At 66.5% G+C, this 13286-nt stretch carries 15 protein-coding genes; 1 reads left to right on the top strand and 14 read right to left on the bottom strand.

Annotation, left to right across the window (positions count from 1 at the left end):
- Positions 1-5: 5 nt before the first annotated feature.
- The 13 genes from ftsH to ruvC form a co-directional block, all read right to left on the bottom strand.
- Complete coding sequence (gene ftsH, locus BMX99_RS02280; RefSeq protein ID WP_093446674.1) at positions 6-1919, bottom strand: ATP-dependent zinc metalloprotease FtsH; 1914 nt, start codon at positions 1917-1919, stop codon at positions 6-8.
- Between the two features lie 79 nt (positions 1920-1998).
- Entirely contained in the window at positions 1999-3249 is a 1251-nt protein-coding gene (tilS, locus tag BMX99_RS02275) for a tRNA lysidine(34) synthetase TilS (RefSeq protein WP_093448394.1), read from the bottom strand.
- A 114-nt stretch (positions 3250-3363) separates the two neighbouring features.
- A complete protein-coding gene (ybgF, locus tag BMX99_RS02270; RefSeq protein ID WP_093446671.1) occupies positions 3364-4212 on the bottom strand; it encodes a tol-pal system protein YbgF in 849 nt (282 codons plus the stop codon).
- A 22-nt stretch (positions 4213-4234) separates the two neighbouring features.
- A complete protein-coding gene (gene pal, locus BMX99_RS02265; protein WP_093446668.1) occupies positions 4235-4747 on the bottom strand; it encodes a peptidoglycan-associated lipoprotein Pal in 513 nt (170 codons plus the stop codon).
- Positions 4748-4845: 98 nt separating this feature from the next.
- Entirely contained in the window at positions 4846-6207 is a 1362-nt protein-coding gene (gene tolB / locus BMX99_RS02260) for a Tol-Pal system beta propeller repeat protein TolB (RefSeq protein WP_261315401.1), read from the bottom strand.
- Positions 6204-7370 (bottom strand): hypothetical protein, encoded by a 1167-nt coding sequence (locus tag BMX99_RS02255; RefSeq protein ID WP_093446665.1) that lies wholly within the window; start codon positions 7368-7370, stop codon positions 6204-6206. The genes tolB and BMX99_RS02255 overlap by 4 nt, the downstream gene beginning before the upstream one ends.
- 11 nt (positions 7371-7381) lie before the next feature.
- Positions 7382-7852, bottom strand: coding sequence for a protein TolR (tolR, locus tag BMX99_RS02250; RefSeq protein WP_093446662.1), 471 nt, complete (start codon positions 7850-7852; stop codon positions 7382-7384).
- 3 nt (positions 7853-7855) lie between these two features.
- Positions 7856-8551, bottom strand: coding sequence for a protein TolQ (gene tolQ, locus BMX99_RS02245; RefSeq protein ID WP_093446659.1), 696 nt, complete (start codon positions 8549-8551; stop codon positions 7856-7858).
- 131 nt (positions 8552-8682) lie between these two features.
- Complete coding sequence (gene ybgC, locus BMX99_RS02240) at positions 8683-9072, bottom strand: tol-pal system-associated acyl-CoA thioesterase (protein ID WP_093446656.1); 390 nt, start codon at positions 9070-9072, stop codon at positions 8683-8685.
- Between the two features lie 116 nt (positions 9073-9188).
- Entirely contained in the window at positions 9189-9836 is a 648-nt protein-coding gene (locus tag BMX99_RS02235) for a hypothetical protein (protein ID WP_093446653.1), read from the bottom strand.
- Positions 9837-9938: 102 nt separating this feature from the next.
- The gene (ruvB, locus tag BMX99_RS02230) at positions 9939-10967 is read right to left on the bottom strand and encodes a Holliday junction branch migration DNA helicase RuvB (RefSeq protein WP_093446650.1); all 1029 of its coding nucleotides are present in this window, start codon (positions 10965-10967) and stop codon (positions 9939-9941) included.
- A 3-nt stretch (positions 10968-10970) separates the two neighbouring features.
- A complete protein-coding gene (gene ruvA / locus BMX99_RS02225; RefSeq protein WP_093446647.1) occupies positions 10971-11648 on the bottom strand; it encodes a Holliday junction branch migration protein RuvA in 678 nt (225 codons plus the stop codon).
- On the bottom strand, positions 11645-12139 hold the full coding sequence (gene ruvC, locus BMX99_RS02220) for a crossover junction endodeoxyribonuclease RuvC (RefSeq protein ID WP_093446644.1): 495 nt from the start codon (positions 12137-12139) through the stop codon (positions 11645-11647). The genes ruvA and ruvC overlap by 4 nt, the downstream gene beginning before the upstream one ends.
- 363 nt (positions 12140-12502) lie before the next feature.
- Here ruvC and BMX99_RS02215 point away from each other — a divergent pair, with 363 nt between their 5' ends.
- Positions 12503-12706: a DUF1127 domain-containing protein gene (locus tag BMX99_RS02215; RefSeq protein ID WP_244525608.1), complete on the top strand. Its 204-nt coding sequence runs from the start codon at positions 12503-12505 to the stop codon at positions 12704-12706.
- A 106-nt stretch (positions 12707-12812) separates the two neighbouring features.
- Here BMX99_RS02215 and BMX99_RS02210 read toward each other — a convergent pair whose 3' ends face one another.
- Positions 12813-13172, bottom strand: coding sequence for a hypothetical protein (locus BMX99_RS02210; RefSeq protein WP_093446641.1), 360 nt, complete (start codon positions 13170-13172; stop codon positions 12813-12815).
- Positions 13173-13286 lie beyond the last annotated feature (114 nt).

Here is a 13286-nt window from a genome sequence, read left to right as displayed (position 1 = left end):
AGGCCTTATGCCGTCGGTTCCGGTTCCAGACCCGACCCGGGCTTGGAGCGCGGCTTGGTCTTCGGAATCGCGGTGACCGAGGGGGCGGAGCCTTCGTCAGATCCTTCATCCTCGTCCGAGGATTGCGGCGGTTCGCCGTTCATGACGCGCTTGATCTCGTCGCCGGTCAGGGTTTCGTATTCCAGAAGCCCCTGCGCCAGGCGTTCCCATTCCTCGTGCTTGTCGGTGAGGATCTGGTAGGCCCGCTTGTAGGCGTCGTCGATCATGCGCTTCACTTCTTCTTCGATCAGCTCTTTCGTGTGAGCCGAGATCGAGAAGCCGCCAGCACCGTTGCCGTTGTAGCCTTCGTGCGCCTGTTCATAGTCGACGTTGCCGACCTTGTCGGACATGCCCCAACGAAGAACCATGGCGCGCGCCAGGGCCGAAGCCTGCTGGATGTCGCCTGCGGGGCCGTTCGAGACCTCGCCCTCGCCATACTTCATGATCTCGGCAGCCTTGCCGGCCATGGTCATGGCGAGTTTCTCTTCGCATTCGGACTTGTGCCAGTTCAGGCGGTCGATTTCCGGAAGCGAGACAACCATGCCAAGCGCACCGCCGCGCGGGATGATCGTCGCCTTGTAGACCGGGTCGCACTTGGGCAGGGTCAGGCCGACAACGGCATGGCCTGCCTCGTGATAGGCGGTCTTTTCCTTCTGATCGGGCGTCAAGACCATCGACCGGCGCTCGGCACCCATCATGACCTTGTCCTTGGCGTTTTCGAAGTCGACCATGGTGACGAAGCGGCGGCCGACACGGGCGGCCATCAGCGCGGCCTCGTTCACCAGGTTGGCCAGATCCGCACCCGAGAAACCTGGGGTGCCGCGCGCGATGATGCGCAGGTCGACGTCCGGACCCAGGGGGGTCTTGCGGGCGTGAACCGACAGGATCTTCTCGCGGCCCTTGATGTCGGGGTTCGGCACGGTGACCTGACGGTCGAAACGGCCCGGGCGCAGCAGCGCGGGGTCCAGAACGTCGCGGCGGTTGGTGGCGGCCAGGATAATGACACCCTCGTTGGCCTCGAACCCGTCCATCTCGACCAGCAGCTGGTTCAGCGTCTGTTCGCGTTCGTCGTTACCGCCGCCATAGCCGGCACCACGATGGCGACCCACGGCGTCGATTTCGTCGATGAAGACGATGCAGGGTGCGTTCTTCTTGGCCTGTTCGAACATGTCGCGGACACGGGATGCACCCACACCAACGAACATTTCCACGAAGTCCGAGCCCGAGATGGTGAAGAAGGGCACGCCCGCCTCACCCGCGATGGCACGGGCCAGCAGCGTCTTACCGGTGCCCGGAGGGCCAACCAGAAGCGCGCCCTTGGGGATCTTGCCGCCGAGGCGGCTGAATTTCTGCGGATTGCGCAGGAATTCGACGATCTCTTCCAGCTCTTCCTTGGCTTCGTCGATGCCGGCGACGTCGTCAAAGGTGACGCGGCCATGCTTTTCGGTCAGCAGCTTGGCACGGGATTTGCCAAAGCCCATGGCCCCGCCCTTCCCGCCGCCCTGCATGCGGTTCATGAAATAGATCCAGACACCGATCAGCAGCAGGATCGGCAGCAGCGACACGAGGAAGGTCTGGAAGCCCGACTCCTCCTGGCTTTTGGCCGTCACGGGGATGTTGGCGTCGATCAGCTTGTCGGTCAGATCGGAATCGTCCGGCTTGATGGTCACGTAGTCCTGACCATCGGACCCGCGATAGCGGACCTGTTCGCCATCCAGCGTGACCGAGCTGACATTGCCAGCCTCGACCGCTGTCACGAAGTCGGAATAAGGGATCTCACGGCTTTGCAGTGTGTTGCCGGAACCGCTGAACAGGTTGAACAGCGCCACGATCAGCAGCAAAAGAACGACCCAGAAGGCGAATTGTCTCGCGTTGCCCAAGGAAAGCTCCTCCTGATTGGGGATAGGCGGGGCGTATCATACCCAGTTGGGAACTAAAATAAGATTTGCTGGCCCAGGTTCAATGCGTGCGGATTGCCGCATCGAAATCTTCTAGCCCGCGCAGCAGGGTTGCGTTGAAATCGCTGGCAAAGCCGGCCAGGGGGGCGGCGATCAGCCGATCACCCCGCCAGACAGCCGGGGTCGCCATCAGCGTGGCGCGGGGCAGCCCGGTGACGCGCCAGTCGGGGATGGCGGCCAGCCCGGCCTCACCGCAGGCGCGGATTTCGTCGGTGTCGGCAAAGGGGCCTGACAGCTGCCAGCGCCCGTCCCAGACAGCCCCCGGCCCAGAAGCCGGCTCAGCAGTCAGCCTCGCGATCAGCCCCGCCACGGCGGCGGGTTCGCGGGTGATGCGCAGGGTATTGCGGGTCCCTTGCACAAGGCAGCCGCCCAGGGGCTGGCCCCGCCCGGCCCGCAGCGCCTGCATCAGCTGATCCAGCGCCCGCCCACGCGGGGGGTAGCCGGGGCCGGCCACATGGGTCAGGCCCGCGCGCAGCAGGCGGCGGGCGATCTCGGGCGGCAGGGCGGCCCATTGGTCCAGCGGCATCAGGATGTCGCCGCCCGCATCCTGAGTGACCAGGCGCACGGCCTCGGCCCGCGTGTAATGGTCCAGTGCGTCGCGCACCTGGGCCAGGTTGGCCGACACCATGGCCAGGGCCGGAACCCCCAGCCCAAGCTCGTCCAGGAGGGGCATCGCCTGGCGCAGCCGCACCCGGTCATAGCTGTCGTCGTCGTTGGACGGATCCTCGACCCAGGTCTGACCGGCGGCGCGCAGCACGTTGCGCAGATCCTCGCGGCGCAGCGACAGGGCGGGCCGCAGGAAGGCGACGCCATCGCGGACATGCCGGGCCGCCATCGTGGACAGCCCGTCGATCCCTGCGCCCCGGCCCAGGCGCATCAACAGCGTTTCGGCCTGATCGTCGGCGGTGTGGCCCAGGGCAATGGCCGCGATGCCCCTGTCCCGCGCCCAGTCCGTCAACAACCCATAGCGCGCGCGGCGGGCCTGATCGGGCAGGTTGCCGGTCGGCGCAGGGCCTGCGTCCCAGGTCAGGATGTCATGCGGGATGGCCCATTCGGCGGCGGTGCGGGCGACAAAGCGGGCCTCATCCGCGGCCTCGGGGCGCAGGCGGTGGTCCACGGTCACCGCATGAAGGGTGATGCCCCGCGTCGCCGCCCAATCCCGAAGGACGAGCAAAAGACCAAGGCTGTCCGATCCGCCCGAGACCGCGACGGCCAGGGGGCCATCCAGCGGCAGACCGTCAGGCGGGGTCATGGCGCGGGCGATGACGCCCGCGACGGTGGTTCCGGGGGTGGGCTGGGCCAGGGGCCTTTCGTCAGGCCCCCCGCCCTTTTGTCCCATGTCGGACGGCGCGCGCACCCCGACCGCTTACTGGCAACCCAGAGAGGCCCGTGCCTGCTGCGCCTGCGCGACCTGCGGAGCACCGGGGAAGCGGTTGCCGACCTCGGCCAGGGTGGTGCAGGCCTCGGGGCCCTGCCCCAGCTTCGACAGGCCCTGCCCCAGCTTCAACAGCGCCTCGGGGGCAACGGGGCCGTCGGGCGCGGTGGAAAAGGCGGCCAGGAAGGCGCGCGCGGCCTTGGTCGTTTCGCCATTGGCATCCAGCGCCTTGCCGCGACCCAGTTCGGCCTGGGCTTGCATCGGGCTGCCGGGATAGGTGGTCAGGAATTTCTCGAACCGTGCGGCGGCGTCGGCGGCATTGCCGGCGTCCAGCGCGGCCTGCGCGGCCTCGTAATCCGCGCGTTCCGCGATGGCCAGCTCGGCGACGGGGCCGGTCGGCGTGTCGGGCGTGGGCGCGGGCATCACCGGGGCCGCGGCCTGACCTTCGGGAAGCGGGCCGCCCAGGGTCGAGGTCTGCCCTAGCTTGGAAACGTCGCCGCCCTCAAGCTCGACCAGGCGGAATTCCAGGTCTCCGATCCGGTTGGTCCCGTCGCGCACCACCGAATTGATGCGGAACTCAAGCTCTTCGGTCTTCGAGGTCAGACGCGAAGCCTCGGCCTCGAGCGCGTCGACCCGTTCCAGCACCGATCCGCCCACGGCGGCACCCGAGGCACTGCCGGTGGTGGACAGCTCACGCTTGAGCTTCTGGATCTCGACGTTCAGCACTGTCAGCTCCTGGCGGATGTCCGCCAGGGTCTGATCGCGCGACTGGGCCGTGGCCGGTGCCACCGCCCCGAAGGGCAGGATGGCGACCAGGCCGATAGCGATGAGGTTCCGCATGGCGTGCCCCCTTTTGGCTGACTTAGCTGATGGCCCCGGCGGCCAGGACGGTCACGGCGCGGCGGTTCTTGGCATAGCAGCTTTCGACCGAGCAGATCTCGATCGGGCGTTCCTTGCCATAGGTCACAGTGCGCAGACGTGCAGGCGACACGCCCTGGGTGATCAGGTATTCGCGCGCGGCATTGGCGCGGCGGCCGCCCAGGGCAAGGTTGTATTCCCGCGTACCCTGTTCGTCGGCATGGCCTTCGATCACGGCGGTGTAATCGGGGTTGGCCATCAGCCACTGGGCCTGGGCGTTCAGCGTCAGGCGCGCGGCGTCGGACAGCGTGTGCTGGTCAACGGCAAAGAGCACGCGGTCGCCCACGGCGCTTTGGAAATACAGCGGCGAGGTCGGGTCATTGGCCGACCCGGGAACGATGGCGCCATTTGCGCCCGCGCCGCCCAGGGCGACGTCATTGTCAAAGCGTTCGTTCTGCGAACAGGCGGCCAGCGCCAGGGCGGATACGATCAGCATCGCGCGTGTCAGATGTTTCATCTTGTGCCTCATTGTCTCTCGTTTGCCCGGATCTGGTATGTGTCTAGCATTTTCCGGGCGGGTGGTGAACGTAAGTGTTTGCGGGCCCTGCCGCCGCGTTATTGCAGCGGCGACCAGGACGGGTCGGAGGCCGCGCCCTCGGTGCGGACGCGTTTCAGGTTCCGGCCCGAGATGTCGACGGAATAGAGCGCCGCCTCACCCGCCGCGCCTTGCGTTTCGCGGGTGAACATGATGACGCGGCCATTGGGGGCCCAGGTCGGGCCTTCGTCCAGGAAGGACGCGGTCAGCAGCCGTTCCTCGGACCCGTCGGTGCGCATGACGCCGATATGGAACCGGCCCTTGGATTGCTTGGTAAAGGCGATCAGGTCCCCGCGCGGCGACCACACGGGCGTGCCGTAGCGCCCCTGCCCAAAGGAAATGCGGGTCGGTTCGCCGCCACCCACGGGCATGATGTACAGCTGCTGCGATCCGGAACGGTCGCTTTCGAACACGATGCGGCTGCCGTCGGGCGAAAAGCTGGGCGCGGTTTCGATGGACGGCGCGCTGGTCAGCCGGGTCGAGGCCCCCGACGCGATATCCATCGAGAAGATGTCGGTATTGCCGCCCTGGGTCAGCGAATAGACGATCGTCTGGCCATTGGGCGCGAAGCGCGGCGCGAAGGACATGGTGCCTTCGGGCGTGTTCAGCGTGCGGCGGTTCACCGAAGCCACGTCCAGCACGTAGATCTTCGGAAAGCCGGTTTCATAGCTGGTGTACAGCACCCGGTCGCCCGTGGGCGAAAAACGCGGGGCCAGCACGATGGACGAGCTGTCGGTCAGGTACTGCACGTTGGCACCGTCGTAATCCATGATCGCCAGGCGCTTGCGGCGGTCGTTCTTCGGCCCGGTCTCGGCCACGTGCACGACGCGGCTGTCAAAGTAGGGGCCTTCGCCGGTGATGCGCGAATAGACCGCGTCGGCCACCTTGTGCGCCATGCGCCGCCAGCCGGCGGTGGTGCCGGAAAACTGCAGCCCGTCGCCCATTTCCGCCCCCGAGAAGACGTCATACAGGCGGAACTTCACGTTCACCCGGTCGCCGGTGACGGCCACCGCGCCGGTGATCAGCGCCTGGGCGTTGATCGCCTTCCAGTCGGCATATTGCACGGGGCTGGCAAAGCTGGTGACGCGGGCGATATGCGCCTCTTGCGGGATGGCGCGGAACAGGCCGGTGCCTGTCAGGTCATCGGCCACCACCTGGGTGATCTGCGCCGCAAGCTCGGCCGAGCCGCTCGTTTCGGCCTCGAACACCGGGGCGGCGAAGGGCAGCGGTTCGATCACGCCTTCGGTGATCTCGATGCGCAGCGGCCCGTCCTGTGCCGCCGCCGGGGTGGCGAAGGGCACGGCGAGAGGAAGGGACAAACACAGCGCAGCAGCGAAAAGCGCCAGCGGGCGGGTCACGGAATGGGTCAGAACTTTGGTCATTTGATCCGCATCTTCTCCGGATTGAATGTCATTTCAATGTCACGCCAGTGATCGTACTTGTCCACCGGCAGGCCAAAACCATTTGCACCACAGCGGATGATCGCCCGGCGGGCGGCTTCGAAGGCCTGGCGCACGGCCTCACCCGAACCACCCTGAGAGGTCAGCATCCGGATGGTATCTGTCCGCGGCCGTCCGTCTTCGGACATCTCCACGGTGACAACGACTGTAGTGCGCAGCGCGTCCGTGGACAGGGACCCGGTGTTCCAGCAGGCGGAAACCGCCACCCGAAGCGCATCCTTTTCGCCGCTGGTCAGCGGCGGGCCGGCGGGACCGGCGGGCGCATCGGTGCTGGGGGCTGCGGGGGCGGCCCCGGCCAGCGCCTTTTCCAGCGCGTCATTGATCGCGTCGGCCTGTTTCGGCGTCTCGGTCGGTTTGGCTTCGGGTTTCGGCTCGGGCTTGGGTTCCGGTTTCGGCTCGGGCTTCGGCTCAGGTTCGGCTGCCGCAACACGTTCGGGCCGGGCCGAGGGCGGCCGTTTCGAGGATTTCGGCGGGCCGTCGCCCTTGTCGTCGGCCTCGGTCAGGATGCGGGTCGTGGCTTCCTCGGGCGCTTTTTCTTCCTCGGCGGGCAGGACCTCTTCGGCCTGTTCCGAGGGCGCGGTCGGGGCCGTGGGCGCATCGCCGACAGCGGCATCGGGGTTGGGGCGCAGGATCGGACGCGGGGCGACGCGCTGAATGTCGCGCGGGGCTTCTTCGGATTGTTCGGGCACCACGACCGTCACGTCATCCGTGGTCGGGCTGGGCGGCGCGACCTCGGGGGCGGCGTCGGCGACCTCGGCCTGCGGGGTGGTCAGATCGGGGGCCTGGGGCGCGGTTTCCGCCGGCGGGGCCTCGGCCGCCTCGGGCTGGGCCCGGGCGGGGGCCGCGTCGGTCTGCGGGGTCTCGGGCGTCTGATCGGCGGGCGCCGGAACGGGCAGTTCGTTGACGTTCGTATCCGCGCCCGGCGGGGTTTCCGCAGGGGTCAGGGCCGCGAATTCCTCGGGCGAGATCAAGGCGACATCGGTCACCTGGATCGCGTCATCCGGCGGCAAAGAAAAGCTTCCGATCAGGGCCCAGGCAAACAGGGCCAGATGGCCCGCCCCGGATATGATATGGCCGGTGTGCATCGCGGGGCCCGTCAGTTCCCGCCCATGGTCGGACCGCCGGGATCCGTGACCAGCCCGATGTTCTTGAACCCACCCTTGTTGAGCGCGCCCATGACCTGCATCACCTGCTCATAAGGCACAGCACCATCGGCCCGCAGGTAGATCCGGTCGCTGTCGCGTTCGGCCGCGATGGAGCGCAGACGGGGGATCAGTTCGGCCGAGGGCGTGTCCGTGGTCTGGATCATGATCGCACCTTCGGCGGTGACGGTGACGGTCAGCGGTTCCTCCTGCTCGGTCGGGAGGGAGTTCGCAGCAGTTTCCGGCAGCTTGACCGGCACGCCGACGACCATCAGAGGCGCGGCGACCATGAAGATGATCAGCAGCACCAACATGACGTCGACAAAGGGCGTGACGTTGATTTCCGACATCGGTCGGGCGCGGCCACCGCGACGGCGGCCCCTGCGGCCCCCGCCGCCCTCTTTGCTCATGACACCGGCACCCATGGCTCAGGCGTCCAGCTGGCGCGACAGGATGGTCGAGAATTCGTCGGCAAAGGCCTCGTACCCGCCGACGATGCGGTCCACATCCGTCGAGAGCTTGTTGTAGAAGATCACCGCAGGGATTGCGGCCAGCAGGCCCAGACCCGTGGCCAGCAGCGCCTCGGCGATGCCGGGGGCGACGACGGCAAGGTTGGTGTTCTGGCTTTCCGCGATGCCGATGAAGGCATGCATGATGCCCCAGACCGTGCCGAACAGCCCGACGAAGGGCGCGGTGGATCCGATGGTGGCCAGCACGGGAAGGCCGGCCTGAAGGCCCTCGGCCTCCTTGGCGATGGAGACATCCATCGACCGGTCGATGCGGGCCTGCGCCCCGGCGATCATACCGCCGTCTTCCCGATGCGACCGGCGCCATTCCGTCATGCCGGCGGCAAAGACGCGATGCGCCCGCCCCGAGGGTTCGGGGCCGATCTGTTCGTAGAATTCGTCCAGCGGTTCGCCGGACCAGAAGGCGCGGTCAAAGCGCGCGGCCTCGGCCCGGGCGGCGCGGTAGCTAATGATTTTCTGGATGATGATGGACCACGACCAGAAAGAGGCGGCGATCAGCATCAGCATCACCAGCTTCACGGTCAGGGTTGCACGTGCGAAAAGCGCCCACATGGAAAAATCCACCTGTTGCGCCATAGCGAGAGTTTCGGTTTCCATTCTGCCTGCTCGTCAGAAACAATAAGGGGGCCGTCTTTGCGCGGCCTCGTTGCAGGGAATGTAGCGGATCACAACGGATTTCGCCAACACATTGGCGAGAGCAGCCTGTAATGGGCGTGCAAACCGGGGATTTAATGCATCAACAGGCGGATATTTGCCGGAAGCCGCGCAGGATGGCCGGTTTCCGCGATGGCAACAATCGTGACCTGTGCAACAAACAGCGTCTCTCCGGCGCGCTGGACCTCTTGCTTCAGGGTGATGCGCGCGCCGGTTACGGCCTCGGTCGTGGTCAGCACGTCCAGTTCGTCGTCGAAATGGGCAGGCGACAGATAGTCGGCCTCGATCCGGCGGACGGCAAAGACGATGCCCTCGTCCGCCTTCAGCGCCTTCTGGTCGATGCCCAGGGTGCGGATCCATTCGCTGCGGGCGCGTTCGATGAAGCGCAGGTAATTGGCGTAATAGACGATGCCAGCCAGATCGGTGTCTTCATAATAGACGCGCAATTGGAAATGATGTGCCATGGGATCCCTTCTGCCGTGGGCGCATCAAAACACCGCAGGGGACCGGATCACAAGGGCGGTCTGTCCGAAATCCTCGACGAAAGGCGCGATCCCAATGGCTTGCGCGCCCCGGGGCGTCAGCCCTGTGCCTGATCGCGCTGCATCCGGGCGAACAGCCGCAGCGCATGGGACCCGTCCCGCGCGGCGGGCGGCAGCACCGGATCATAGGCGGCGCGGATCACATCGGCGAAGACCGGGTTCACTCGCGCCACGCCGTCACGGCCGCGCACCAGCGGCGTGCGGGCGGCAAAGGCGGATGGCCCCCAGTCCAGCAGGGCCTTGACCATCAGCTCCAGCCCGATTTCCTCGGCCGGAAGCTGCGCCTGTGCCCCGCGCATGCGGATAAAGACAAAGGACGCCCGGATCGCGCCGTGATCGTCAAAGCGGAAGATGCGGTACTGGGTGGCCTTGCCCGCGATCAGCCGGGGCACCAGCGCGCCAAGGCCGGGGATCATCTGGTCCAGATCCGGCAGCGCGGCCAGTTCCTCCCAGTCCTGCAGGAAGAACACCATCAGGTTGGTGCCCAGTTCCGGGTCGGTCTCGGCCATCTTGTGGCCGATCATTGCGGTCACGGCCTCGAACGCGCCTTTCAGGGGCGGCAGGCTGCTTTCGTCCGTGCCGAAGACCACGGGAACGATCGGCCGGCCCCATCTGGCAAAATGGAAGGACCCATCTTCGCGGGTGAAGAAGGTTTCAATCGTTTCCGGTTGCGGTGTCTCGATCACAGTATCGCCCCCATTTGCGCCTTGGACCACGGGGTCGATGCCCTGCCCGGGCCCCAAGATCAAGGGAAACCGGGCATGGAAAGGCCGACGGGGAAAACCGGGTTACTCGAACAAGGCGCCCTGCCCTTGCGCGCGCGGAGGCTCTAACCCGATGTGCCGCCAGCCACGGGCAGCCAGCATCCGGCCACGCGGGGTGCGCTGGATCAGGGCCTGTTGCAGCAGATAGGGTTCAATCACCTCTTCCACCGCGTCGCGGCTTTCCGACAGGGCGGCGCAAAGGGTTTCGACGCCCACGGGGCCGCCCTGATAATCCTCTCCGATCATGGTCAGATAGCGCCGGTCGGCCATGTCGAGACCCAGATTGTCGACGCCCAGACGGGTCAGCGCATTGTCGGCCAACTCCTGCGTGATGGTGCCATCGCCCTCGACCACGGCGAAGTCGACGACCCGGCGCAGCAGGCGACCGGCGATCCGGGGCGTGCCGCGGGCCCGGCGGGCGATTTCGCGCGCGCCAAGGTCATCCGCCGGCGCACCCATCTTGCGGGCATTGCGGGTGACGATGTCGTGCAACTCGTCCTCGGTATAGAATTGCAGGCGGGTCGGGATGCCGAACCGATCGCGCAGGGGCGTGGTTAGCAGGCCAAGGCGCGTCGTGGCCCCGACAAGGGTAAAGGGCTGAAGTCCGATCCGAACGGTGCGGGCGGCGGGGCCTTCGCCGATCACCAGGTCCAGTTCGAAATCTTCCAGCGCGGGATACAGCACCTCTTCCACGGCCGGGTTCAGGCGGTGGATCTCGTCGATGAACAGCACATCGCGCGCCTCAAGGTTGGTCAGGATCGCCGCCAGATCGCCCGCCTTGGCCAGCACCGGCCCCGAGGTCATGCGGAAATTCACCCCCAGCTCGCGCGCCATGATCTGCGCCAGTGTCGTCTTGCCCAGACCGGGCGGGCCGTGGAACAGCGTGTGGTCCATCGCCTCGCCGCGCTGGCGGGCGGATTGGATAAAGACGCGCAGGTTCGCCCGCGCCTCTCGCTGGCCGATGAAATCATCCAGCGTCTGCGGACGCAGGGCGCGGGTGTCGTCGGCGTCCTCGGGCAGCGGATCGGGGCGGAGCGTGGGGTCAGAGGTCATCCGTTATCCCTTCGGTGCCAGCTTTTTCAGCGCGGCGCGGATCAGGCCGGGGGTGTCGGCCTCGGGCAGCTCTCCGGCGGCTTCGGCGACGGCGGCGGCGGCCTCACCAGGCGCATAGCCCAGGTTGCCCAGGGCCGAGAGCGCCTCGGCCTGGGCCGAGGCCGAAGGGGCCGGTGCGGCGGGGGCAGGTTTCGTGGCGGGCGTGGGTTCGATGACCTCATCGTCCGGCGCGTCACCGGGTGCGGGCGCGGCGGGGGCCGATCCGCCCATGGCCATGACGGCGGGGGCCTTGTCCTTCAGCTCCAGCACGATGCGCTGCGCGGTCTTGGGGCCGATCCCCTTGGCCGCCTTGACCGAGGCCTGATCGCCCAGGGCAATGGCACGCGACAACCCGTCCGCGCCAAGCGCGCCAAGGATCGCCAGCGCGCCCTTGGCCCCCACCCCCTGAACGGACGTCAGAAGGCGGAACCATTCCTTTTCCACCAGCGTCGGGAAGCCGTACAGCTGCAGCAGATCCTCGCGCACGAGGAGTTCGGTATAAAGCGCCGTCGCCTCGCCCGTACCGGGCAGGGCCATCAGTGTGCGATCCGAGACAAAGACCACATAGCCGACCCCGCGCACGTCGATCAGCACGTGATCCGTGCCGCGCATATCAATGCGCCCTGCGATCCGCCCGATCATGCGCGCACCCGCGCCAGGCTGGCGGCCGAGCCGAGGTGATGGGCGTGACAGATCGCGATGGCCAGCGCGTCGGCGGCATCCGGCCCGGTCAGCGCGGCGCCGGGCAATTGCAGTTTCACCATGTGCTGCACCTGTTCCTTGGCCGCGTGGCCCACGCCCACGACGGATTTCTTGATCGTGTTGGGGGCGTATTCGCCCACGGCGATGCCGGCCTGCGCGGGCACCAGAAGGGCGATGCCCCGCGCCTGTCCCAGCTTCAGCGTGGCGGCGGCGTTGGTGTTGACAAAGACCTGTTCGACGGCCGCCGCATCGGGGGCGTGTTCGGCGATCACTCGCGACAGCCCGTCGTGCAGGGACATCAGGCGGTCGCACATCTGATCGCCTTCGCCCTTGATCTGGCCGTTGGAGACATGGCTTAGCCGGCTGCCCTGAACCAGGATCACCCCCCAGCCCATGCTGCGCAGTCCCGGATCGATTCCGATAACCTTCATTCTGCCCTCATCATCCTGCCCGCCACGGCCTGCCTGGCCCCTTTTTGGCGGGGCACCGGTGTTTTTCCGACAAATAGCACGAATAGTGAACATCCGCCAAGACCCATGCGCAGATGCGCCGCGCGATCCGTTTGCGACACGCGCATGTCGCTATTGGCCACACCCCGTGCAGCCACGACCCTTCACGTCGCAAAACCGACATGCAGGCGACACGAATTTTTCACCTTCAAACAGACGCTTAGGGAAAATTTCTGCCATGCAAAAACAAGAATGCTGCTATGCAGAAAAAGCCTCTTCCGTGGGCGCAGGCGCTGGAATATTGGGCGGTTTGAAAACTTCAACGCCCCTGAAAGGAGCCGCTCCATGAGCATTTACACGATGACTCCCCGCGCCCAGACCGGGCTGTCCACTCCGATCGGCCGCATCGGCCGTACCCTGTCCGACCTGCACCTGACCCTGCGGGCCTGGAACGACCGCCGTGTGACGCGCCGCCTGCTGAGCAACCTGACCGACCGTGAACTGAACGACATCGGTCTGCAGCGCCACGAAATCGACGAGCTGTCCTGATCCCTCGGACATCTCGACGAGCAAAAGGCCGCGCCCAAATGGCGCGGCCTTTGTTGTATCCGGAACCGGGTGTCGCAGGGGGAAAGCCCCCCGCGCGGCGGGTCTGTCAGCCGACCACCATCACGATCATCTTGTGCAGCCAAAGCGTCACGGGTTCGATCTGCATCAGCCAGGCCCCGACCTGGTCCATGGTCGCGCCCGCCTCAAGCTCGGTCACCTTGGCGGCGTAATCGGCGAAGCCGAGGTTGTAGAGAAGGAAGGCTTTGAACCCCAGCAGGACGGCGGTCATGATCATGAACGCCCGTACCGGCATCAGCCGGCCGATCTGTCGGCGGCGGGCCCCCGTGGGGATCAGTTTCATCAACCCGTTTTCGTCAACGTCGACGCGGTGGCCTTCGCGAAGGGCCGCCTTGCGCGCGTCAAGCCGTTCCAGCCGGCTGTCGAAATGTGCGTATCCGTCTTTCATCTCTGCCTCTCCCGAGGATTACACTGCTTCGAGCATGGTGTAGCGCGGGATTCGGGCCAGAGTTTGACCGGAACGTGAAGCGCCCCGGGCCTTTTGCCGGGGCGTACAGGATGT

Origin of the sequence: Pseudooceanicola nitratireducens (assembly GCF_900109195.1) — a bacterium.
Taxonomy (GTDB): Bacteria; Pseudomonadota; Alphaproteobacteria; order Rhodobacterales; family Rhodobacteraceae; genus Pseudooceanicola; species Pseudooceanicola nitratireducens.
The sequence above is the reverse complement of the archived record's forward strand: the minus strand, read 5'-3'. Positions and strand labels throughout refer to the sequence as shown.